General features: G+C 50.0%; 16 protein-coding genes and 3 pseudogenes. 11 read left to right on the forward strand and 8 right to left on the reverse strand.

The features are described from left to right. Window positions 1-283 precede the first annotated feature (283 nt). On the forward strand, window positions 284-3,712 hold the full coding sequence (locus tag SIL79_RS15340; protein WP_039033348.1) for a hybrid sensor histidine kinase/response regulator: 3,429 nt from the start codon (window positions 284-286) through the stop codon (window positions 3,710-3,712). A gap of 70 nt (window positions 3,713-3,782) precedes the next feature. On the opposite strand, the gene SIL79_RS15345 is transcribed toward SIL79_RS15340, so the two are convergent. Continuing rightward, complete coding sequence (locus tag SIL79_RS15345) at window positions 3,783-4,571, reverse strand: phosphatase PAP2 family protein (protein WP_251767050.1); 789 nt, start codon at window positions 4,569-4,571, stop codon at window positions 3,783-3,785. 357 nt (window positions 4,572-4,928) lie between these two features. Here SIL79_RS15345 and SIL79_RS15350 point away from each other — a divergent pair, with 357 nt between their 5' ends. The 5 genes and pseudogenes from SIL79_RS15350 to SIL79_RS15370 all read left to right on the forward strand — a co-directional run. After that, window positions 4,929-8,150 (forward strand): S41 family peptidase, encoded by a 3,222-nt coding sequence (locus SIL79_RS15350; protein ID WP_162207256.1) that lies wholly within the window; start codon window positions 4,929-4,931, stop codon window positions 8,148-8,150. 568 nt (window positions 8,151-8,718) lie between these two features. Further along, window positions 8,719-9,351: a hypothetical protein gene (locus SIL79_RS15355; protein WP_202932965.1), complete on the forward strand. Its 633-nt coding sequence runs from the start codon at window positions 8,719-8,721 to the stop codon at window positions 9,349-9,351. Between the two features lie 146 nt (window positions 9,352-9,497). Continuing rightward, entirely contained in the window at window positions 9,498-10,436 is a 939-nt protein-coding gene (locus SIL79_RS15360) for a DUF4268 domain-containing protein (RefSeq protein ID WP_162207257.1), read from the forward strand. 215 nt (window positions 10,437-10,651) lie between these two features. Then, window positions 10,652-10,804, forward strand: a pseudogene (locus SIL79_RS20705) (helix-turn-helix domain-containing protein); the annotation flags it as partial. Between the two features lie 120 nt (window positions 10,805-10,924). Further along, window positions 10,925-11,209 (forward strand): annotated as a pseudogene (locus SIL79_RS15370) (alpha-amylase family glycosyl hydrolase); the annotation flags it as partial. Window positions 11,210-11,367: 158 nt separating this feature from the next. Here the strand turns inward: SIL79_RS15370 and SIL79_RS15375 are convergent. Further along, on the reverse strand, window positions 11,368-12,270 hold the full coding sequence (locus SIL79_RS15375) for a hypothetical protein (protein ID WP_039033346.1): 903 nt from the start codon (window positions 12,268-12,270) through the stop codon (window positions 11,368-11,370). Between the two features lie 338 nt (window positions 12,271-12,608). Between SIL79_RS15375 and SIL79_RS15380 the strand changes: the two are divergent. From SIL79_RS15380 to SIL79_RS15400, 5 genes and pseudogenes are all read left to right on the forward strand, one after another. Beyond that, a pseudogene (locus tag SIL79_RS15380) lies at window positions 12,609-13,157 on the forward strand (alpha-amylase family glycosyl hydrolase); the annotation flags it as partial. A gap of 91 nt (window positions 13,158-13,248) precedes the next feature. Next, window positions 13,249-14,238 carry a transposase gene (locus tag SIL79_RS15385; protein WP_144360844.1) on the forward strand — a complete coding sequence of 330 codons (990 nt, stop codon included), beginning with the start codon at window positions 13,249-13,251 and terminating at the stop codon, window positions 14,236-14,238. A 672-nt stretch (window positions 14,239-14,910) separates the two neighbouring features. Continuing rightward, window positions 14,911-15,903, forward strand: a complete 993-nt coding sequence (locus SIL79_RS15390; RefSeq protein ID WP_071477380.1) for a glycosyltransferase — start codon at window positions 14,911-14,913, stop codon at window positions 15,901-15,903. 719 nt (window positions 15,904-16,622) lie between these two features. Continuing rightward, complete coding sequence (locus SIL79_RS15395; protein WP_039035919.1) at window positions 16,623-16,934, forward strand: hypothetical protein; 312 nt, start codon at window positions 16,623-16,625, stop codon at window positions 16,932-16,934. A gap of 195 nt (window positions 16,935-17,129) precedes the next feature. After that, window positions 17,130-18,293, forward strand: coding sequence for a hypothetical protein (locus SIL79_RS15400; RefSeq protein ID WP_039035918.1), 1,164 nt, complete (start codon window positions 17,130-17,132; stop codon window positions 18,291-18,293). A gap of 293 nt (window positions 18,294-18,586) precedes the next feature. On the opposite strand, the gene SIL79_RS15405 is transcribed toward SIL79_RS15400, so the two are convergent. The 6 genes from SIL79_RS15405 to hypB form a co-directional block, all read right to left on the reverse strand. After that, on the reverse strand, window positions 18,587-18,766 hold the full coding sequence (locus tag SIL79_RS15405; RefSeq protein WP_100143774.1) for a hypothetical protein: 180 nt from the start codon (window positions 18,764-18,766) through the stop codon (window positions 18,587-18,589). 309 nt (window positions 18,767-19,075) lie between these two features. Continuing rightward, window positions 19,076-19,423 carry a hydrogenase/urease nickel incorporation protein HypA gene (gene hypA, locus SIL79_RS15410; protein WP_162207258.1) on the reverse strand — a complete coding sequence of 116 codons (348 nt, stop codon included), beginning with the start codon at window positions 19,421-19,423 and terminating at the stop codon, window positions 19,076-19,078. Continuing rightward, entirely contained in the window at window positions 19,423-20,427 is a 1,005-nt protein-coding gene (gene hypE / locus SIL79_RS15415; RefSeq protein WP_071477384.1) for a hydrogenase expression/formation protein HypE, read from the reverse strand. The genes hypA and hypE overlap by 1 nt, the downstream gene beginning before the upstream one ends. Next, window positions 20,427-21,551: a hydrogenase formation protein HypD gene (hypD, locus tag SIL79_RS15420; protein ID WP_093982776.1), complete on the reverse strand. Its 1,125-nt coding sequence runs from the start codon at window positions 21,549-21,551 to the stop codon at window positions 20,427-20,429. The genes hypE and hypD overlap by 1 nt, the downstream gene beginning before the upstream one ends. Then, a complete protein-coding gene (locus SIL79_RS15425; RefSeq protein WP_025010286.1) occupies window positions 21,538-21,786 on the reverse strand; it encodes a HypC/HybG/HupF family hydrogenase formation chaperone in 249 nt (82 codons plus the stop codon). Before SIL79_RS15425 ends, hypD begins: the two co-directional genes overlap by 14 nt. Next, window positions 21,786-22,661 (reverse strand): hydrogenase nickel incorporation protein HypB, encoded by an 876-nt coding sequence (gene hypB, locus SIL79_RS15430; protein ID WP_162207259.1) that lies wholly within the window; start codon window positions 22,659-22,661, stop codon window positions 21,786-21,788. The genes SIL79_RS15425 and hypB overlap by 1 nt, the downstream gene beginning before the upstream one ends. Window positions 22,662-22,728: the final 67 nt, after the last annotated feature.

A 22,728-nucleotide genomic window follows, 5' to 3' on the forward strand; every position in this document is an offset into this window, starting at 1 on the left:
TGCTTGGCTGTGCTGTCTCTATTAGACATTGGTCTAGTGATGAAAAAATGTTATTTATTAATCGGTTATTGCGTTTAAAACGCACAGCTTGAAGTGCTTGAGCCAGCGTGGTTTTTTAAGGTTTGCGCGGGTTTAGATTGGCATCCAATAAAGGTTTTTTGCCCCCAATGGGCGCCCAATAAGATGCAGAACGCCGCAGAGGTTCATCAAACCCCTTGGCTGGTGTAATCTAGCCGGGATAACAACAGTCGCCGAAGGATACGGCGACAATAAAGAGAACCCTATGAATTTGACCCTTTTTGTGGCGGTGATCGCCGTCTGTTATGTCTGCTTGCTGTTCCTGCTTGCCTGGGGCGCGGAGCGCTGGTTCAGTGGTGTCACCCGCAGGTTACAGAAATGGATCTACGCCCTCAGCCTGGCAGTGTATTGCTCTTCCTGGAGCTTTCTCGGCACGGTTGGCCAGTCGGCCAATGACTTTTGGTCCTATTTGCATATCTTTATTGGCCCCATCATCATCTTTACCCTGGGCTTTGGCATGTTGCGCAAAATGGTGGTGGTGTCCAAGGCGCAAAATATCACCTCGGTGGCTGACTTTATCGCCGCCCGCTACGGCAAGTCGCAGCCGCTGGCGGTGATCATCACGCTCATCGCCCTGTTCGGCATCATGCCCTATATCGCGCTGCAGCTGAAAGCCATGGTGTTCAGTCTAAGCCTGTTCCAAAGCCCGGATGATCCGCTCGATGGTGCCAAAGTCGCGCTTATCATTGCTGTGCTGCTGGCCATCTTCGCCATCCTTTTCGGCACCCGCAAACTGGATGCCACCGAGCATAATCCGGGGATGATGCTGGCCATCGCCTTTGAATCTTTGGTTAAACTGGCCGCCTTTGTATTAGTGGGCGGTATAGTGGTCTTCGGGGTATTCGGCGGCTTTGGCGACCTCTGGAGCCAGGCCAGCGCCAAGGGCGTAATAGTCAATCCCAATCTAAGGCTCGAAGCGCTGATGCCCGAGCTGATAGTCGGCATGGCGGCTTTTCTCTGTATGCCGCGGCAGTTCCACGTCATGGTGGTAGAGGCCGAAGGCGAGCAGACTCTGTCCAAGGCGCGCTGGTTGTTCCCGCTTTATATTGGCCTGTTCGGTTTGTTTGTCGGGCCGCTGGCACTGGCGGGCAAGGTGCTGCTCGGCGACAGTGTCTCTGCCGATACTTATGTGATCAATCTGCCGCTGGCGCTGGACGCACCTTGGCTGGCGATAGTGGCGCTGCTGGGAACCCTCTCGGCCGCCACTGGCATGGTGATAGTGGCAGTGGTGACCATCAGCGTGATGATAAGTAATGAGTGGCTGGTGCCGGTACTCTTGCGTACTGGGCAGATCCGTCGTAAGAACTTCAGTCAGTTTTCCCAGCAACTGCTCTATGCCAGACGTCTCTCCATCGCGCTGATCCTGGCTTTCGGGTATTTCAGTTACCTGAGTTTTGACAGCAGTGATTCTCTGTCCAACCTGGGCATGCTGTCTTTCGGCGCCTTTGCCCAGTTGGCACCGGCCTTGGTGGGCGGCCTCTACTGGAAACACGGCAATCGCGCCGGGGTGTTTCTCGGTATGGCGGCGGGCTTTGGTCTGTGGGGCTTTTTGCTGCTCAAGGGCTCTGGCGCCTGGGAAGGCGTGCTGGCAGGTCAGTTTGAACTGTTAAAGGCGCTTAAGCCCAATGTCAACGATACCCTGCTTGCACTCGGTGCCAACCTGATTGGCTATATCGGCGGTTCTATCTGGCTGCGCGCCGGCTTGGTGGAGCGTATTCAGGCCAGCGCCTTTGTCACCCCGGGTGAACTCAAAAACACAGGTAATCGCAAGACGGGCCCCATTAGTCAGCAGGACTTGCTGATCCTGGCCAGTCGCTTTGTCAGCCCGACCCGGGCCTATGAGAGTTTCTCGCGCTTTTCTGCCGATGCGGTGCGCAGCGATAGCTGGCACAAGACGGCACCGGCCGAGCTTATCGCCCATACCGAACATATGTTGGCCGGGGTGCTGGGGGCTTCCAGCGCCTCTTTGGTGATGGACTCAGTGCTGCAGGGACGGGATCTGGCCCTCGATGAAGTCTTTAGCCTGGTGGATGAGGCCTCATCGAAGATTATTCTCAGTCAGGACATGCTGCGCGCCGCCATAGAACACGCCTACGAGGGCATGAGTGTGGTCGACAAAGATCTCAACCTGGTGGCTTGGAACTACCGCTATGTAGAGCTTTACGACTATCCGGAGGATTTCCTGCAACCGGGCATGCCCATCAGCGAGGTGATACGTTTCAATGCCGCCCGCGGCTACTGCGGCCCGGGGGATGTGGACGAGCATGTCGAGCGCCGGGTACAGCATATGCGCAACGGCACCGCCCATAGCTCAGAGCGGCGCAGGCGCGATGGCAAGGTGATCAAGATTCAGGGCAATCCCATGCCGGACGGCGGCTTTGTGATGACCTTTACCGACATTACCCAATATCGCGAGCAGCAACAGGTGTTGGAGCAAGTCAACGAAACCCTGGAGGCCAGAGTCAAGGAGCGCACCTATGAGCTGGCGCTGCTCAACAGCAAGCTGCTCGAAGCCAAGGCTCAGGAGGAGATGGCCAACGCCTCCAAGAGTCGTTTCCTGGCGGCGGTGGGGCATGACTTAATGCAGCCCCTCAACGCGGCCAGGTTGTTTACCGCCTCTTTGAGTCAGTATCCCGGGCTTGACAGGGAAGGGCGGCTGACCCTCTCCCATGTCAACAGCTCACTGAAAACAGCCGGTGAACTGCTGACCGATCTGTTGGATATCTCCAAGCTGGATTCCGGCATGGTGGAGGTAAAACGGCGCGACTTTGCCATCTCCGAAGTACTCAACACCCTGGCGGTGGAGTTTGAGGCCATGGCCAAAGACTGCCAGATCCATTTTGCCATGATGCCCTGCAGCCTGACGGTCAATTCAGACCCTTCACTGCTGCGGCGGGTGCTGCAAAACTTTCTCACCAACGCCTATCGCTATGCCAAGGGCGGGCGGGTGCTGATGGGCTGTCGCCGCCGCGGTAGTGAGCTTGAGGTGCAGGTGCTGGATACCGGCTGCGGCATTGAAGCCGGGCAGCTTAGGGAGATATTTCACGAATTTAAACGCCTTGATAACCCCCATTCCAACAGCGTCAACGGCCTGGGGCTTGGGCTGGCGATAGCCGACAGAATAAGCAAGGTGCTGGAGCATGATATCCGTGTATCTTCGGTGCAGGGCAAGGGCTCTGTATTTGCCATTCGGGTGCCGCTGGGTGCCACTGTCAGCGTGCCGCAGCCCAAGGCCATCTCTTCTGTGTTGCAGCCGCTCGCCGGGGTCAAGGTGCTGTGTATCGACAACGAAGAGGCTATCCTCGCCGGGCTCGAAAGCCTGTTGAGCCGCTGGCAGTGCGAGGTGATCTGCGCCCGGGATCTGAGTGATGCCAGGATCAAGCTGGGGCTCAAAGGGGTGGCGCCGGACATCATGCTGGCTGATTATCATCTGGATAAGGGCCAAAACGGCGTCGATGCCATGGATGAGCTCAGGGCGCTGTATGGGCAACATCTGCCCGGCATTTTGATCACCGCCAACACCCGCAAGGATCTGGTGGAGGATGTCGAGCGCCGCGGTTACCACTATATGGCCAAGATGATTAAACCGGCGGCGCTCAGAGCCTTGATCTCCAGCCTGGTGAAGAAGGCGTAATTCAAAAGCTCAGTGAAATAGCCTTTGGAAACGGGACCAGATTTATCGGCAATAAATCTGGCCCGGTATTTTAGTGGGTGACTTCTGTTTGTGTCTGTATCTGTATCAGTGCCTGCGTCTGCGTCTGCGCCGGAACCCCTGAGTATCCATCAGCTCGCCAGGGGCGGTAAGCCAGACCGTAGCTCAAGGTCGCCATGGTCCAACCGATAAGGGCGCTGGCGATATCGTGCGATAAAAAGTGGGCGCCGCGAAACTCCTGACACAGACTGAACACGGCGCCTATCAGCAATACTGCGCCGAGTAACTTAAAGCGCCATTTTGGCTTCAAGACCAATGCCAGATAATAAAGTCCCACCCAGGCAAAGGCGCCGCTCGAGTGGCCGCCGGGGAAACACTGGCCCAACTCAGTGTCAACGCTCAGGCTCATGGGGAAGGGCAGATAAGGCTTTTGGCCTCCAAATAGACTGAGATCCCAGGGGCAGGCAACATTGGTTATGCTCTTGCCGATACGTACCAGAAGTACGGTTGCCAGGGCGCTTGTAAACAACATCAGCAAGGGCCGGCGCCAGCGTTTCATTGAGGCTTTGAAACTGCTCAATACCAAGCTCGACAGCAACACAACTGCCGCCAGCACCACCAGATCCCGTCCTCCTGTGTGCAGCAGTTTGTCTGCGACAAAGGCATGGCGCCAGGGCCAGGCCGTGTCGGTGCCCTCAAATGCCAACATCCACTGTGCCAGCAGCAGGTCGGCATTAGTGATGTGCAGCAAGATAAGCAGGCCAAGCCCTACCGATAACGGCAACAATAGATGATGTTTGAACCAGTGTTGAAAACTCAGCGGGTGGCTTGCAATGGGCATTGTGATTCCTGTGACATAGCGCGAGTTTAAACCGAGTCGCAGCTGAGATCTGTAAAATAAAAAGCCTGAAAAGCGGGTGTTGAACTCATGGCGTTGAATTCATGGTGTTGAATTCATGGCCCGGCTGGTGGATAGGAATTATTCTGGCCGGCTCAGATTAAGGTCTGCTTAAGGCCGGGGATTTTTGTCTCAATTGCCCGGAATGGCGTATTGCAATGAGTTGAAACAAAACCTTTTTTGCGTATTTTTTTGCCACTGGTTATGTTACAGGGGTAGCTCTGCTATGGCGCTGGTTAAGTTGCGGTTTTGGCGGGGGATCCCCACTGGTTTGCTGGTATTCAAATACAAGGAACAGGAATGAAGCTCAATAAACTCTTTTGGCTGACGGCCCTTGCGCTCGGCAGCCCCAATTTGCTGGCTGCCGAGGTCAAACTCCTGCGGGAGCCGGATCTTCGCGGTGATACTCTGGTGTTTTCCTACGCCAAGGATATCTGGAAAGTGTCGCTCAAGGGCGGCGAGGCGGTGCGCCTCACCAGCTTCCAGGGCCAGGAGATGCAACCCAAGCTGTCGCCCGACGGCAAGTGGGTGGCTTTTACCGGCGACTATGAGGGTAATCAGGATATCTACCTGCTGCCGATTGCCGGTGGCGAGCCCAAACGCCTGACCTTCCACCCGGATGTGGATCAACTGGTGGGCTGGAGCCCGGACAGCAAATCGGTATTGTTGCGATCCGGCAGGGCCAATGCCCCAAGAGGCTGGCAGCAGCTGTTTACCCTGTCCATCGAGGGCGGCAATCCCAAGCCTTTACCCATGAACCGCGCCTTTGACGGCAGTTTCTCTGCCGATGGCAAGCAGTTGGTTTACCGCCGCGCCGGTCTTTGGGATCCGGGCTGGCGTAACTACCGCGGCGGCCAGAATCAGCCGCTCAGGTTGATTTCGCTCGATAGCCTGGAGGAAAAAGATCTACCCTGGGACAACACCCAGGATCTCGAGCCCCAGTGGCACGGCGACTATATCTATTTCCTCTCCAACCGCTCTCAGGTCACTAATATCTTTCGGGTAGCGGCCAAAGGCGGCGAGCCGGAGCAGGTGACCCATTACCAGGATGCCGATGTCAAAGGTTTTACCCTGGATAACGACACTCTGGTATACGAATACCGCGGCGAGCTGGTGAAAAAATCGCTGGCTAATACCAATGCCAACGACAAGGGAGAGGCACTGGCCATCAGCCTGCATGCCGATTTCCCCTGGGTGCGGCCACGCTTTGAAGAGGTTGAAAAGCAGATAGAGTCGGCGGCCATTTCGCCTACCGGTAAGCGCGCCCTGTTTGTGGCCCGCGGCGATGTATTTACTGTGCCCGTGGAGCACGGTGATGCCCGTAATCTTACTGAAAGTTCAGACAGCCGCGAAGTGGGCGCCGCCTGGTCCAACGGCGGCAAACAGCTGGCCTGGTTCTCCGACAAGAGCGGCGAATATCGCCTGGTGATAGCGGATCAACTCGGCAAGCCGCAGCAAGAGATCAAACTGGCTGAGAAGGGCTTCTATAGCGGACTTATCTGGTCGCCCGATGATAAACAGCTGGTGTTCAGCGATCAGCGCCAGCAACTCTGGCTGGCGGACTTGTCCAAGGGCAAGGCGCAGGTTATCGACAGCCAGCCGGTAGTGAATCCCGACTGGGAAATGGCCCCCAGTTGGTCGCCTGACAGCCGTTATCTGGCCTACAGCAAGCAGGATGACAGCTTCTTCCGCAGTCTCTACCTGTTCGATAGCCGCAATAATCAGAGTAACAGAATTACCCAGGGCATGGCCGATGTGCGTTACCCAGTGTGGGACCGCGCCGGCGACAAGCTCTATTTTGCCGCCAGTACCGATTATGGCCCTCATGCTGCCTGGTTGGATATGACCTCGGTTGCCTTCACCCCGACTTACGGCCTCTACACCATGCTGCTCAATACCCGCACCGAGGCGCCCATGCTGCCAAGAAGCGACGAGGAAGAGGGCAGCACTGAAGAGGAAGCCAAAGGCTCAGATGCGCCACCTGCGGTGCGAATCGATCTCAACGGTATAGCGCAGCGGGTGCTGCCTCTGGGTGAGAGCGGTAAAATCCACAGCCTGAGCGCCGGTAAGCCAGGTGAGCTGTTCTATATGCAAGACTTGGATGAAACCACAGAGCTTCGCAAGTACAGCACTGAGGAACGTAAGGCCGATACCCTGGCCGGTGATGTCGATGAGTATCACCTGAGCCACGACGGCGAGAGCCTGCTGGTGAAAATCGGCGACAACTGGAAGCAATTTGCCGGCGCCGCGCCCTTGGGGGACGATGCCAAGACGCTTAACGTCAAGCTGACGGCCCGTATCGATCCCAAGGCCGAATGGCAGCAAATCTTCCGCGAAGCCTGGCGCTTCCAGCGCGATTACTTCTATGTCAGTAATCTGCACGGTGCCGATTGGGACGCGGTATACAAGGAGTTCCAGCCACTGGTTGCCCATGTGCGCCACGGTGCTGACATGACCTATCTGCTCGATAACATGGGCGCCGAAACCTCTGTGGGCCACTCCTTTACCAATGATGGCGATCTGCCGGAAATTGCCGACAACCGCACCGGCCTGCTCGGCGCCGATGTTGAGGCGACCGACAAGGGCTACCGCTTCAGCCGCATCTATCGTGGCGAAAACTGGTATCCGGCGGACCAAGGAAGTGCGCCGCTGGCTCTCTATCCCCAGGTCAAGGCGGGCCAGTATCTGCTGGCAGTCAACGGCAAGCCGCTGGATAACAAGGCCAACTTCTATCAGGCCTTCCAGGGGACTCTCGGTAAACAGACCCGTCTCAGCATCAGTCCGGATGGCAGCGACAAAAAAGCCTTCGAAGTGACTGTGGTGCCAACGGCCAGCGAACAGGCATTGAGACGTAACGCCTGGGTTGAGGATAACCGCAAACGGGTGGATGAAGCTTCCGGCGGCAAATTGGCTTATGTCTGGGTTCCGGATACAGGCGAGAACGGCTTCAGCTATTTCAACCGTTACTTCTTCGCCCAGAATCAGCGCCAGGGAGTGATCATAGATGAGCGCTTCAACCACGGCGGTTACATTGCCGAGTACATCATAGATGTGCTACGCCGCGAGCGTAACGGCTACTTCAATAACCAGATGGCCGGCGATCACCCCATGACCAGTCCGGGCAGCGGTATCTGGGGGCCCAAGGTGATGCTGATCAACGAAGTCTCCGGCTCGGGCGGCGACATGCTCCCTTATATGTTCCGCTATTACCAAGTGGGCAAGCTGGTGGGTAAACGCACCTGGGGTGGCTTGGTCGGTATCTGGGGCGTGCCTTCCCTGATGGATGGCGGCCATATCACGGCGCCGCGCAGCGGTTTCTTCAGTATCGACGGCCAGTGGCGGGTCGAGAACGAAGGGGTGGGCCCGGATGTGGAAGTCGAGCAGTGGACCAAAGACACAGCCAAAGGCATAGATCCTCAGCTGGAAAAGGCCATCGCCATTGCCTTGGATGAGCTGAAATCTGCCGCGCCTGTGAAGCTGCCACAGCCCGCCGATCCAGTGCGGGTGCCTCAGATGAAATAGCTTTGATGATATGGCTCTGATGAAATAGCTCAGGGGAAACTAGCCCAATAACTTGCGCCGCTTGCCTTAGTCTTACAGGCAAGCGGCGCTTTTTGTTGGAAAACTATCAAAACTCAGCCAATTATTTTGTAAAAAATAACCAAGACAGGCTTTTATGGCTTTTGTCGAAAACTTGACCTATGACTAATTGTTTTAACAAACAGTACTGAGTATTGTGTAACTAATTCAGGTGCTTATCTTTAGCCTTTACTTAAACTCAAGGTCGGAAGCTGTTGCATTTTTCTGTTTTCAGCGGAATTCAGGGACGAACAACATTCGCGCCCGTGCGGTAGCTATGAGGGTTACTCAGCTTTTGTAGAACGCTTGCTCATCGAATTAAGATAGTACCCAGAAGTTTGGAGATGATTTTGCGCGTTATTTCTGCAACATCACAAAAAATAACTTAAAATTCATAAAGATATAAAACCATTTTGGTAGATAATAGGTTTGGAAACCGCGCATGCGCGTTTTGCTGCAAGGGATATTCGGGCTAAACTCTATTATATTTAACTAATACAAAGAGATAGCGATGCGCGTTTACACTCATCCGATGACTAAAACGCGCATGCGCACTATACAGCTGTTAAGCTTCAATGAGAACAATGTGGACTACGAAGAAATAAAACGACAGGGTATCGCTGATTTTGTCGAAGATGAAGAACAAACTAGACCAGATCGTATTGTTAGATTTGTCGAACTAAATGAACTGTTTGCGCTACAGGGAGATATGCTGTTAACCGGAGGTTTACAGTCTCACTTAGCTTTTCATGAATTGGCTAATAGTTACGTTAATGGTAATTACATGGCAGTCGTATTACTGTGCCAAGCGTTTATTGAGCACTCATTGTCCGGTGAGTTCATCATGAGAGGGCAGAGTACGATAGCTGAATCCTCATTTAAGATAATCCTCGAATCTGCAAAAGCCGCTGAAATTATCAATGGAACGCTTTTTGAACAATTAGAAGTATTACGGAAAATCCGCAACCCCTATGTTCATGCGAAAGCGGGGCTTAAAAATGGCTCATTGGCTAAAAAAATGATCGATGGTCGATTTGAATCTGCTGAAGAACTAGCTAAATCAGATGCATTAAAATCACTTGGTATACTAAAGTCTTTTGTTCATCAAAATGTATTCATGTGGGTGCCTGAGCCTGAAGCTTAACAGTTCAAGAGGGATTCACAACGCTTGGCATTTTTGCTTCTACTTCAAATTTAGTGTTTATGGCACAATACGTTAGGTTGGGTGGAGGCGTTGTTCACCCCTTAATTGGGCGTTATATGCCATTCGGAGAAAATAGGAAGTTAAGTATGTTTGGTGAGTTGAAGAAAGTGCCGTTACGAAATATCTGGGCACATGAAGCGCAAGATTTTACTCCTTGGCTAGCGGAAAACATCGAAGAGCTGGGAAACGCTGTTGGTTTGGAGCTTGAGCTAGTTCAAGAAGAAGCAAGTGTCGGGAATTTTTCTCTTGATATCTTAGCTAAGGATCTTGGGTCAGCTGAAAACGTCATTATAGAAAACCAGTTTTCTCAAACTGACCATGATCACCTAGGTAAGCTACTTACATATGCGGCTGGGTTTGATGCTTCATTCGTCATTTGGGTTGCTGAAACTATTCGTGAAGAGCACCGTCAAGCCTTGGACTGGCTGAATCACCGAACAGACAGTCAGACTCAATTCTTTGCGGTTGTTGTTGAAGTTATTCAAATCGATGACTCAAAACCTGCTTTTAATCTAAAGCCTGTAGTATTTCCAAACGAATGGCAAAAGAGCAAGTCTGCGAACAAGTCTGTTCAAAAAACGAGTGCCAAATCCGAAAAGTACCGCGAATATTTCCAAGGGTTAATTGATGAGCTTCGATGCGAGCATAAATTTACGTCAGCCAAGGCTGGTCAACCTCAGAACTGGTACGCATTTGCTTCTGGAACCACTGGTATAAATTATGGTGCAAACTTTTGCCAAGGCAATAAAGTTCGTACAGAACTTTATATCGACTTTGGCAATGCTGAGCAAAACGAGTCGTGCTTGAACTATTTGCTCGAAAGTAAAGCTGAAATTGAAGATGAATTTGGAAGTGAACTTTCTTGGGAACCAATAGATGGTAAGAGAGCTACTAGAGTGGCTGTTTATCGTGATGGTTCAATTTCTGACGGAAGTGACCTCTCTGAGATAAAAATGTGGCATATTGACAACCTACTCAAGTTCAAATGTTTGTTTGCTAAAAGGGTTCGTCAGCACTTGAAATAAGAAAGATAGGAAAGCCATATCTTATATCTTTTGAGAAATACGACGAAATACTGAAGAAAAACAGGACAGCCAAATCTTTTTGATGTTTCACACAGCCTCAACTAAATAGGCCCGAATTCAGATAATAAGTGCACCACTCATGGTTAAACGGTGAGGAGAGATCAACTGCCTGTTGGTGATACTCTGTAGTCGCCAAACAAACATGAGTAGTTACCATGAATTACAAGCAGTTGATCGAGGGACAACGATACCAGATTGAGGCCTATTTACGCGAGGGTTTCAGTTATCGGGAGATAGGAAAACGTCTGAAAGTCAGCCACAGCACAATCAGCCGGGAAGTAAATCGCAATCGAATTCGGGATAACCATAAGAATACAGGACAGCCATATCTTTTTGAAGGCAAATACAGGACAGCCAATCCTTTTTGATGTTTCGCTCAGCCTTGACTAGGCTTTGAAATACCCATCAAAGCTCAGTCGAGGTTGGTTATGACCACAGCCCGCCGCCAGTTGATAGATGTTGAAAGTACGCCCTTTTACCACGTGATTAATCGCTGCGTGAGAAGGGCATTTTTGTGTGGTGAAGATGCACTGTCGGGGCGCAGTTACGAGCATAGACGTGGCTGGATAGTGGATAAAATCAGGCAGTTGTCGTCAATATTCTGCATCGATGTTTGCGCTTATGCGGTCATGAGTAATCACTACCATTTGGTGCTCAAAATCGACCTTGCTGCGCAACAATCATTGTCGCCATTTGAAGTCATCGAGCGTTGGACCGGGCTCTTTAGTTGAAATATAGGACAGCCATATCTTTTTGATGTTTCACACAGCCTTGACTAGGCTTTGAAATACTCATCAAAGCTTAGTCGAGGTTGGTTATGACCATTACGTCCGAGGGTAGTAATCCTTTGCACCTTCTTTAACGAACTCGATTATTGAGGATGTCGACACATATTAGCTGTACCACCATTACATTCTGTGATGGTTATCGTGCCTCGAGGGACTATTCTTGTTGTCTCACCCACTACAGCTAACCCATATGCTCTAAATGCGCCATAGAGTGTTTGCCATGATTGTAGTGACAGGTTTGATACATCCATCAATTTTGGAAATGGATTCTGAGCTTTAAGATCTATTTGATTTCCATTTGTATCAATAACCTTCGTAAATTTGTAATGGAGGTTGTCATCCATATCGTAAAAATCAACCTCAGCATAAGCCTTAGAACCATCAGAGAAAGAAAAAACTATAGCCGGAGCACTGACGTTAATGCCTTTAGAGACGATCTTTGTAGCTGCCTCTACAAGTCCAACATATCTTTCAGTGATTGTACTAGAATTTACCTGTGACTTGTAGTAGTCAATAACTTTACCATGATTATATGATGCACCAATAAGGTCATACCCACTGGGGACGACGGTTTCAGGGATTGCAGTAGCATACTGCTTTACCACCGACTTATAGTCATTGAATGAAGTTGCAAAACTCATCAGAGCATTAATCTCATCATTAGTGAGTTCTTCTTTTGTAGCTGTATGAGTCCTTATTATTTTACAGTCTTGAATAAACCCACCTCGACCATCAGGTTCCCTACTTTTAGGGTCGCATACGTTTTTATGCGTTTTGGTTACTTTATACTTTCTGAACTCATAGTTCTCAAAGTTTATTACATTGACATAAATCGTTTGTCCTTGAACAGCTTCGTCTTTAGCTGCTTGATTGAACTGTTCCTCGCTAACACAGGAATTACATTCTACATGGTAGCCATCAATAGCAAACGCCGATGCTGGCAAGGAAACAACTGCTAAAAACCCTAACGCCTTGAATAATCTCATTGTTACCATTCCTTAGCAAATAAAACTTAATTGAGACATTGAGGTTGCATATGTAAGTTGTTTTGCCAGTGATGTCAATGTGGGAAGTGCTTATGTTTTATATATCTTGAATGTTTCTCCTAATCGCCAAATCAATTAACAATTAATTAAAATAAATAAAGTATTCATGATACATCGTTGATACATTTTAACTTTGTTTTATAGTTATTCATGCGGAATACTGGTTGAATCTTTAGTGAAGAAAGACGAAGAAAGACAGGACAGCCATATCTTTTTGATGTTTCGCCCAGCCTTGACTAGGCTTTGAAATACCCATCAAAGCTCAGTCGAGGTTGGTTATGACTACAGCCCGCCGTCAGTTGATAGACGCTGAAAGTACGCCCTTTTACCACGTGATTAACCGTTGCGTGAGAAGGGCATTTTTGTGTGGTGAAGATGAACTCTCGGGGCGCAGTTACGAGCATAGACGTGGCTGGATAGTGGATAAAATCAGGCAGTTGTCGTCAATATTCTGCATCAACGTTTGCGCTTATGCGGTTATGAGTAATCACTACCATTTGGTGCTCAAAATCGACCTTGCTGCGCAACAATCGTTGTCACCATTTGAAGTCATCGAGCGTTGGACAGGGCTCTTTAGTGGTAACCCTGTGGCGGCAAAGTTCCTCAAGGGCGATAGTCTCTCAGAAGGCGAGCGAATACTGCTGGATACGCTGATTAGCGATTGGCAGGAACGGCTTGGCAGTATCAGTTGGTTTATGCGCTGCTTAAACGAAGATATCGCCCGCAAGGCCAATCGAGAAGATGGCTGCAAGGGCGTATTCTGGGAAGGGCGCTTTAAGTCGCAGGCGCTGCTCGATGAACAGGCGCTGCTGGCCTGCATGATGTACGAAGAAAGACAGGACAGCCATATCTTTTTGATGTTTCGCCCAGCCTTGACTAGGCTTTGAAATACCCATCAAAGCTCAGTCGAGGTTGGTTATGACTACAGCCCGCCGTCAGTTGATAGACGCTGAAAGTACGCCCTTTTACCACGTGATTAACCGTTGCGTGAGAAGGGCATTTTTGTGTGGTGAAGATGAACTCTCGGGGCGCAGTTACGAGCATAGACGTGGCTGGATAGTGGATAAAATCAGGCAGTTGTCGTCAATATTCTGCATCAACGTTTGCGCTTATGCGGTTATGAGTAATCACTACCATTTGGTGCTCAAAATCGACCTTGCTGCGCAACAATCGTTGTCACCATTTGAAGTCATCGAGCGTTGGACAGGGCTCTTTAGTGGTAACCCTGTGGCGGCAAAGTTCCTCAAGGGCGATAGTCTCTCAGAAGGCGAGCGAATACTGCTGGATACGCTGATTAGCGATTGGCAGGAACGGCTTGGCAGTATCAGTTGGTTTATGCGCTGCTTAAACGAAGATATCGCCCGCAAGGCCAATCGAGAAGATGGCTGCAAGGGCGTATTCTGGGAAGGGCGCTTTAAGTCGCAGGCGCTGCTCGATGAACAGGCGCTGCTGGCCTGCATGATGTACGTGGATTTAAATCCCATTCGCGCCGGTATTGCAGATTCGCTGCAAACTTCTGATTACACATCCATTCAGGAGCGCATAGAAGAAGTTGCTGAGCCTGCAACTGCCAACGCTTCACTTAAGCCACTGCTTCAATTTGATGGTGCAGCCACTGCTGCCGAACAAAGCGGCATTCCGTTTCACTTTGCCGACTATTTGGAGTTGATTGATTGGACAGGCCGGGCGGTGCGGGAAGACAAGCGTGGCTATATTGCCTGTTCCAGGCCCAAACTGCTGCTTGAGCTTGGTATCAGCGACGATGCCTGGATAACTTCTGCCAAGGAATTTCGCCGTCAGTACAGTGGCATGAGTGGCCGATGGGATGCAATGTGTGCCATGAAGGCCAAATATGGTGGTAAATGGTGCCGGGGTAAGCAACAAAGCCAAGCAATACACCCCCATTAACCTTAAACCCTTGGTGATTTTGCATAAACAGGCCTAAGCCTGCCGTTGGCATGCCTGGCAACCGCAGTTTTGTATGAAGCACGCAGATTACTCGTCTTAGAGAGTCTACTTCTAATAATTCATCGTTATTTATAAGCGATTGAGACTGAATGATATACTTCCTCGTAGCTCGCAAAGTGTTTAGGGTGTCCTGAATTTTCCTCTGATTACTCGTCTTAGAGAGTCTACTTCCAATAATTCATCGTCATTTATAAGCGATTGAGACAGAATGATATACTTCCTCGTGGCTCGCAAAGTGTTTAGGGTGTTCTGAATTTCTGCCCTGAATTTCTGAATTTTGATTTGTTAACGGGTGTGTGGATAGATGTTTTTGTGGTGGTTTTGTGTGACTTAAATGTTTTGATTTTGTTTATTTTCATTGGGGTTTTTCTTGTTTTTTTACGAGTGTTTGAGGTGCTTTTGAATTGATTTGAAATATCAATTCACTTTTGATGGCGTCTGTCTTAGATTGAGCAGGCTTGAATCATTCTATCTTTAGCTACTAGTCTTAGATCTTAGTCAGACTAGAGTTATAGCAGAGAATTTGATGTTTTGTTAACGAACCCGTTTGAACAGTTAGGTGTAATGAAATATATTTTCGTGGTAAGGCATATATCTCCCGGTGGAGTTGAAATGGCAACATTGATATTAGTGAAAGAGTTGGTTGCCAGAGGTAATGAAGTTGAAGTTTGGAATTTAGGTGAGCAAAGTAAAACGGATTTGGAATGTTGGTCATCATGGGTCAATGTTAAGAAAATTAGCAAGGTTAAGCTTTTGCTTTTTAAGCGCTCCATTGTTAAGGGGGAGGTGATGGTTCTTGTGAATAATGCCGCAAGTCGTTACGCTCCGGTAAAAGGGGTTGTTTCTATTATTCATGGTGATCCCTTATATAAGTTTAAATGCAATAAATCTTTAATAAGTAAGTTCAAGGAACTTGTTAAAGTAAAGTTTTCTCTAGGTCGTAGGAAGGTTATTTTTATTTCTAAAAAGCTTGGTGATGAGATTGATGGATTTATTAAATGTCCAGTAAAACATATACCAAATCCTTTTGAGCCAGCTGTAATTCAGGCCAAAGCTAATGAACCATTAACTATGAGCTTGCCAGAAGATTTTATTTTACATGTTGGTCGGATCGCTCCAGAAAAACGCCAGGATTTACTGTTAAAAACTTATATTGATAACAAAGCATTACACCATTCAACGGATTTAATTTTTGTCGGGGCTGAGCCTAAACATGATGGTCCTATTACCTGTAAATTGCGCAAAATACTAGATCAATGTGATATTAGTCATCGCGTACATTTTTTAGGTGAGCTTAAAAATCCGTGGAATATCATGCAGAAAGCTAAGTGTCTTGTGTTGTGTTCAGAGTTTGAATCTATGGGGTATGTTTTGCTTGAGGCTATGGCACTTAAAATTCCTATTGTAGCGACAGAAGCTGTAGGTCCTCTTGAGGTATTAGGAGAAGACTTTGCGGGATTGGTTAAAGAAGGTGAAGATCTAGGTCTTAGAATCAAAGATGCACTAAATCATCCTGATAAATATATTAAGGAGTTACCTTCTAAATATAATAAAGACGAGGTGGTTGAAGAGTTTGAGTGTTTTATTGAATCACTATCAAATTGAATCTTTGTTGGTTGAATTTTATTTTTTTGATGATTGGGCTATATGAAAACATTGATTTTTAAATGAGCGGCTTGTATTCTCAGAGTATAGCTCTTTATTAGAATGAACGCGATTAACCGCCTAAGCAGCTCAATGGTGTTGCAGTTTTGTTGAGGGGTTGTCTTGAATGCATGTATGATGCCTGCCGGTGTATTTTTGATGATAAACGTATCGCTATTTAGTTAAATGAGCAGCCAAGCTGCAGGTGTGGTGAATATCCATCATGATAACTGGCTCAGGCTTGCCGCTGAATTTGGAAAACTATTTCCCGGGCCGATAGGGACGTTGCAATAACTCACTTGCTACTACGAACACTTATAGAGGCGACCACGGCATTTTGCAACCAGTTGTCAGTATGTTAAACCAGCCTTATCCCAAGGCTATTTATGTCAATCACAGTGATTGCAACCCTCTGAACCGGGGGGAGTATTACGGCTCAAATCTCTCACTTTTACTTGAAATAGGTTCGATTTCATCAAACTTCAGCCTCTCAAGGATACCTTTTACTTCAGTATGCTCAAATTACTTGACGGTACTTGAACGCAAACAGAAATAAAATTAAGTTATTATTTTATGATGGGTGGCTTGATTCACGTGTGATTCTTACGCTCTCCATAGGGATAGATAAAAAATAATATAGGTTAAAGGGAAGCCGTTTCATCGAGAACAAGGAGAGTGTGATGCAAGAATTAAAGGGATTTTTGTTGTCTTCTCTGTTGGCATTGCTGGTGGGTTGCATTTGGGCGGCCTTGGCGGGCATTGTTGGATTACTCCTGTTGCCTTCCATTTTTCCATCCAAGGGGTGGTTGGATCTGACCTATATGTTAGTGGGGTCTATTTTGATGCTACAAGCATTGATCGCCGGATGTTGGGCCGGTTGGTTGAGGGGAAGCGGGGTATTGATTCGGCAAACGGTAACCCAAAATGCCTTTTGGAAGACCAACTTGTCTATTGCCATTGGAATGTTGCTGTTGTTTGCGTTATTGCATTAGTTTTCTGTATCCGCCAAGGGTAACCTTGGTCATCGAGTGGACCGTTAATACCCGCTTAAAATATCCTCAACCATATTGTTTTTTAATTGTTTGCGGGCTGTGAGTCTACTCACGTTTTGGGTTATCTTCGGTGGCAACAGTCGGCAAAATGATAAGATCCTCTTTTCTTATTATTGTCTGTATTGGTGGAGTGCCATGCGTAGTTTATGCTCTTGGAGTTTGGTTCTTTGTCTGTCGTTACTGGCTTCGGGTTGTTCATTGCTTGAGGTTAAATTGGAAAGCGGTATTGAGCCGCTGCCGCAAGAACAGTTGAGCATGCGGGTGTTTACCCGGGAATATGCCAGCAGCTTTTTTGCCGGAGTAGAACAAAGCGCCGATCTGATACTGCAGCGCTCTGATGATCTGCAGATCAAATCCAATGCCCTGATGTGGAAAATTAATGCCGAACAAACACTGGGACAAACCATTTTTCAGGTGTCGCCGCTAGCCGCCATGATAGACACTTGGGCTTTTACTGCTCAGATGGCGCAGTTTTTTGAGTCCGGTAATGGCAAGGCATTGTTTGGCGAGCAAACGCAACTGGCAGCCAACACCAGTCAGCAGTTGTTGGCTGATTATGAGCGCCGCATGCAAGGGCTGATGAGTAAAGCCGATTTTGATGCCAATCAGCAGTTTATCCGCGAATATGCCATGGCCCACCCGCTGTTTGATGTTAGCTTTCCGCGGGTCTCCGCGTTTAACGACTGGTTGAGCTTCCGTAAGATTGGCGAGTTTGATGCTGTGACTACTTTCGGCAGTGTGCCTGAGGTGATGAGCGATATGTCCGACCGTATGGCCATGCTGGCGAGCCAAACGCCAAAACTGCTTGGCTGGAAGGCAGAACTGTTTGCCCTTCACTCTAACATCAACTCAAAAGAGGTCCAGCAAACCCTAAAAGATATCAGCGAAACCTCGGCTAAATTTCAGCAGCTGATGAATGAAAGCCCGCAGTTAATGTCTGAGCTGGCAGTGGATCTGCGCCGCGAGCTGACGCCGCTGTTGGCACAATTGGATGCCAGTGCCGAGCGCAATCTGGCGCAACTGTCGGTTGAACGTCTGGCATTGGAAAAAATGGTGGAACGTGAGCGCATTGCGCTGGAACAGATGGTGGATAGAGAGCGCCAGGCCGTGACCAAAGAAGCCGACGCGCTGGTGCAACGTACTGTGACTCAGGTGTTTGAAGAGCTCACTGGCGTGATTAAAAGCCTGATCCTCTATATTGTGCTGTTCTTACTGGTAGTGTTCTTTGCGCCACTGGGCTTGGGTGTTTGGTTGGGCAAGCGTATCGGCTTGAAACAAGCCAGTATGACGAAGCAATAGTCAGTCAAATGGTGGCAAGTGTCTTATAGTGAGGCGTAGAAGGTAGCGTAAGTTGTATTAGTCGCAAGAGGGTGTTAACACGCGGCTTAGGACTTCAAACAGATACTTGCCACCACTTTTAAGCCCAACTGTCCGAGGGTATTTGCAGGGCTGGTTACTTATTTCTACAGATCAGCTTAACGTGTGCCTGCAGTTTCTTTAGGGCCCGAGGACTTACTCGTACCTTCCTTAGCTGTATTAGCTCATGTGTAGACTTGATGAAACCATAAGTATTTCGATTATAGTCCTTTTAATTAGATGATCTTTTTACCAAACTTATCCATTTTGCAATTGCATTTAGGACAAGTCCAACCACCCCACATCAGTTGATTTATATTTTGGGGGATACGAATCTTTGGCATTATTTCGCCGCATTCTGGGCACTTGATCTCATGTAAATTTATATCCATTTTAGACTGCTTGTTTTCAGTCATGGTGTTCTCCTTTTAAATTATTTTTGTGTTGATTTTTTTGGGAACTGGCATGCCAGCCGTCCTTGTGGTAGCCGCATGTTATAACTGGTTGAATCGCCTTTAAAGTAACCAAGTCATCTTAACAAAACAAGAGGTGTTATCTGCCTGGATAGTTTAGCAGTAAGCCGGCACAGGTTTTATTGGCGAAATAGCAGTAGTAAGAAAGGATAGAGGAAAGGGCCAAAGGCATTATTGAAGCGATAGCCCTTGGCCTTAAGTTTTACAAGTGCAGTTCAACACAGATAGCGGCGCCGCTTTGCTTGGGCAGGTTTAATCTGTAATTAACTCGAGTTGCATCAATAGCATATCTTCACCGTCTATGACCCGGGTATCCTGGCTGTGGCAGTGGGGACAGATGACGGTGCGCTCCTCTGGTGTGCTTTGCTGCCGGCACTGGTTGCAGGATAGCGTCAGCGGCGCTATGTCGATATCGAGCACGGCATCGTGACAGACACTGTGCTCACGAAAGGTGTTGAAGGCGGTGCGAACCAACTCAGGCTCGACGCCGCTCATGGCGCCTATCTTGATGGCGACCCGGGCAATGCCCTTGGCGCCGTGCTCGGCGGCGAGTTGCTGGCACTGCTCTATCAGGGCACTGACGATAGAGTACTCGTGCATCAACAGATCCTCGGCAATAGCTCGCCCTGTGGCAGATCCAAATAACGGCGACTGCCCCAGGCCGATTCCAGTACCACTTTACCCGGATGTTGTTCGCCTACTTCGCCTATTATGCAGGCCTGATCGCAATGACCGAAGCGGCGCATGATTTCGACCGCGCCTTCGGCGAGTTCGCGGGGCAGGGCGATGACAAAGCTGCCTTCGTTGGCGAGATCCCAGGGCTCAAAACCGTAGAGTTCACAGACGCCGCGTACCTCATCACAGACGGGAATGGCGGTTTCTCTGAGGGTAATGCCCTTGTTAGAGGCCTTGGCCCACTCGTTGAGCACAGCCGACAAGCCGCCGCGGGTGGCGTCACGCATGGCGTGGATCTCCAGATTGGCGGCGATCAGTTGTTCCACCACATTCCAGAGCACGGCGCAGTCTGAGCTGAGTTCAGACTCCAGCTCCAGCCCTTCTCGGGCACTCAGGATGGCGGCGCCGTGACGGCCTATGTCCCGCGAAAGCAAGATGGCATCGCCGCTTCTTAGTGCATGAGCCGAAATGCCCGGCTTGAGAATACGGCCCACCCCTGAGGTGTTGATGAAAATGCCGTCGGCGCAGCCTTTGGGCACTACCTTGGTATCGCCGCAGACGATGCGGGCTCCGCATTGAGACAGGGCATCGGCCATGCTGGCGACTATCTGTTTCAGACGGCTGATTTCAAAGCCTTCCTCTATGATAAAACCACAGCTTAAATATTGCGGCTCGGCGCCCATCATAGCTAAGTCGTTGACTGTGCCGGCAATGGCCAGCTTGCCGATGTCGCCACCTTTGAAGAATAGCGGCGCTACGGTAAATGAGTCTGTGGTAAAGGCGCAATCGCCGCCAAGATGCAAACAGGCGGCGTCTTCTTCGCGTCTGAGAATGGGGTTGTCGAAGGCATCGAAAAACAGCTTGTTGATAAGCTCAGCCATTTCCCGGCCACCGCCGCCATGGCTCAGTTGTACTCGTTTATCGGACATCAGTTTACTCCGGCATATCTGTAGTAGGCATTGCAGGCGCCTTCAGAGCTGACCATGCAACTGCCGAGCGGTGTTTGCGGGGTGCAGCCGCGGCCAAATACTTTGCAATCCTTGGGATTGGCCATGCCACGCAGAATATCGCCGCATTGGCAGGCCTTGTGATCGTCTATCTGTTTCACCGGCAAGCGCTCGGCAAAGCGTTGTTCGGCATCCCTGTGACTGTATTCGGGTTTCAGCATCAGTGCCGAGTCGGCAATGGGGCCAAGGCCGCGCCAACGAAAACTGGGGCGTACCTTAAAAAATTGCGTTACCTTTTGCTGCGCCAATAGATTGCCCTGTTCGCTGACGGCGCGTTGATACTGGTTTTCCAGTTCACAGCGGCCGCTGACTTTCTGTTTGACCAGCGCGAGAATGGATTGCATGACATCAACCGGCTCGAAGCCCGAGACCACCACAGGGGTGTGATAACGTTCCACCGCCGGGCGATAGATGCGGGCGCCGCTGATAACGCTGACGTGGGCCGGGCCGATAAAGGCGTTGACCTTGGTCTCGGGGTGGCTCATTACCGCATCTATTGCCGGTGGTACCAGCACATGGTTGATATGAAACAAGAGGTTACTAAGGCCCTTGGCTTCTGCTTGCTCCAGCAGTACCGCCGTCATCGGCGTGGAGGTTTCAAAGCCGATGGCGAAATAGACTATGGTCTTGTCCGGGTTATCGGCGGCGATTTTCAGCGCATCGAGCGGAGCATAGACGGCGCGGATATCATGACCTTCGGCGCGCACAGAGGCGAGCGAACCCTTGGAGCCGGGAACCCGGATCATATCGCCCAGGGTCACCAGTATCACATCATCGAGACGGGCGAGGGCGGCGGCCTGATCTATCCGCTCTTTGGGCATGACACATACCGGGCAACCCGGGCCATGAATGAAATGGATATTTTCTGGCAGCAGCTGCAGTAGACCATATTTCATTATGGTGTGGGTGTGGCCGCCGCAGACCTCCATGATATTGAGCGGCTCGGTCAGCTTGGGAGCCAGTGCGGCGATTTCCTCGGCCAGATTACGGATAGTGGCCGGGCAGCGAAAGCCGTCGTACAGTTGCCTGAGCTCAAGCTCTGCCATCTTCCGCCTCCAGTTTGGCCGCTATCTCACGGTACAGCGCCAGGCTCTCGGCGGCAGATTCGGCATCTATCTTGTTCATCACAAAGCCGATATGGATAAGCACATAGTCACCAATGGCAAGCGGTTCATCCAATAGATGGCAGCTCACTGTGCGTTTAACCCCCAGGGTCTCCACGGTAACGCTCTGACTTTCGGGGTGTAGCTCCACTACCTGGGATGGGATAGACAAACACATCAGCGGGCCTCCTTGGTGCGCTCGGCAAAGGCGGCGAGCTGCTTATCCAGCCACTGGGCGACCCGGGTCAAACTGGCGGGATCTTTGGTAGAGACTTCCAATACCTCGGCCTTGGGGTTGAGCTTACTCACCTGGGCACGGGCCTCGGAGACATCAAAGTCAAAGTAGGGCAGCAGATCGCACTTGGTCAGCAGCACCAGATCGGCGCGGTGGAACATCACAGGATATTTTTCTATCTTGTCGTCGCCCTCGGGGATGGAAACCAGCACAATATTCATGTGGGTGCCAACATCATAACTGGCCGGACACACCAGGTTGCCGACGTTCTCGACAAAGCAGATGTCCATGTTGTCGAGCGCTTGCTGGTGCAGGGCACCGTGCACCATAAAGGCATCCAGGTGGCAGGCGCTGCCGGTTTGGATCTGAATCGCTTCTATGCCCTTGGCCTTAAGGCGGTCGGCATCCCGCGAGGTTTCCAGATCGCCTTCAATGACGCAGTACTTTTTGTCTGTATAGGCACCGAGATGCTCCAGCAGGCTGGTTTTGCCGCTGCCGGGGCTACTCATGATATTGAAGGCCATCACCCCGTGGGATTCGAAGTGTTCCCGGTTGTGCTGAGCTTCGATGTCGTTTTTGTCGAGGATCTTGTGGATCACCGACAGTGTCTTGCTGTCGTTCAGCTGTGGGTTGGTGTGTACTGTGCCTTGGCTGTGAGAATGGCTATGAGAATGGCTGTGAGAGTGCTCATGGGAATGGCCATGAGAGTGATCGTGACTGTGACCGTGATTGTGATCGTGACTGTGAGAATGACCATGCTCGTGAGAATGATGCCCGCCGTTGCCCCTGGGCAGTGAACATCCGCAATCTTTACACATAATGAACTCCCTTTGGTTCCTTAATCTGAGCATGCGCCGCTTTGGCGGCAGATGCCTTGATATCAAT

Source organism: Shewanella indica, assembly GCF_033842865.1.
Lineage (GTDB): Bacteria > Pseudomonadota > Gammaproteobacteria > Enterobacterales > Shewanellaceae > Shewanella > Shewanella indica.

Coding starts and splice junctions, on each gene's coding strand:
- SIL79_RS15340 (WP_039033348.1), top strand. CDS start 284: ATGAATTTGACCCTTTTTGTGGCGGTGATCGCCGTCTGTTATGTCTGC.
- SIL79_RS15345 (WP_251767050.1), bottom strand. CDS start 4,571: ATGCCCATTGCAAGCCACCCGCTGAGTTTTCAACACTGGTTCAAACAT.
- SIL79_RS15350 (WP_162207256.1), top strand. CDS start 4,929: ATGAAGCTCAATAAACTCTTTTGGCTGACGGCCCTTGCGCTCGGCAGC.
- SIL79_RS15355 (WP_202932965.1), top strand. CDS start 8,719: ATGCGCGTTTACACTCATCCGATGACTAAAACGCGCATGCGCACTATA.
- SIL79_RS15360 (WP_162207257.1), top strand. CDS start 9,498: ATGTTTGGTGAGTTGAAGAAAGTGCCGTTACGAAATATCTGGGCACAT.
- SIL79_RS15375 (WP_039033346.1), bottom strand. CDS start 12,270: ATGAGATTATTCAAGGCGTTAGGGTTTTTAGCAGTTGTTTCCTTGCCA.
- SIL79_RS15385 (WP_144360844.1), top strand. CDS start 13,249: ATGACTACAGCCCGCCGTCAGTTGATAGACGCTGAAAGTACGCCCTTT.
- SIL79_RS15390 (WP_071477380.1), top strand. CDS start 14,911: ATGGCAACATTGATATTAGTGAAAGAGTTGGTTGCCAGAGGTAATGAA.
- SIL79_RS15395 (WP_039035919.1), top strand. CDS start 16,623: ATGCAAGAATTAAAGGGATTTTTGTTGTCTTCTCTGTTGGCATTGCTG.
- SIL79_RS15400 (WP_039035918.1), top strand. CDS start 17,130: ATGCGTAGTTTATGCTCTTGGAGTTTGGTTCTTTGTCTGTCGTTACTG.
- SIL79_RS15405 (WP_100143774.1), bottom strand. CDS start 18,766: ATGACTGAAAACAAGCAGTCTAAAATGGATATAAATTTACATGAGATC.
- hypA (WP_162207258.1), bottom strand. CDS start 19,423: ATGCACGAGTACTCTATCGTCAGTGCCCTGATAGAGCAGTGCCAGCAA.
- hypE (WP_071477384.1), bottom strand. CDS start 20,427: ATGTCCGATAAACGAGTACAACTGAGCCATGGCGGCGGTGGCCGGGAA.
- hypD (WP_093982776.1), bottom strand. CDS start 21,551: ATGGCAGAGCTTGAGCTCAGGCAACTGTACGACGGCTTTCGCTGCCCG.
- SIL79_RS15425 (WP_025010286.1), bottom strand. CDS start 21,786: ATGTGTTTGTCTATCCCATCCCAGGTAGTGGAGCTACACCCCGAAAGT.
- hypB (WP_162207259.1), bottom strand. CDS start 22,661: ATGTGTAAAGATTGCGGATGTTCACTGCCCAGGGGCAACGGCGGGCAT.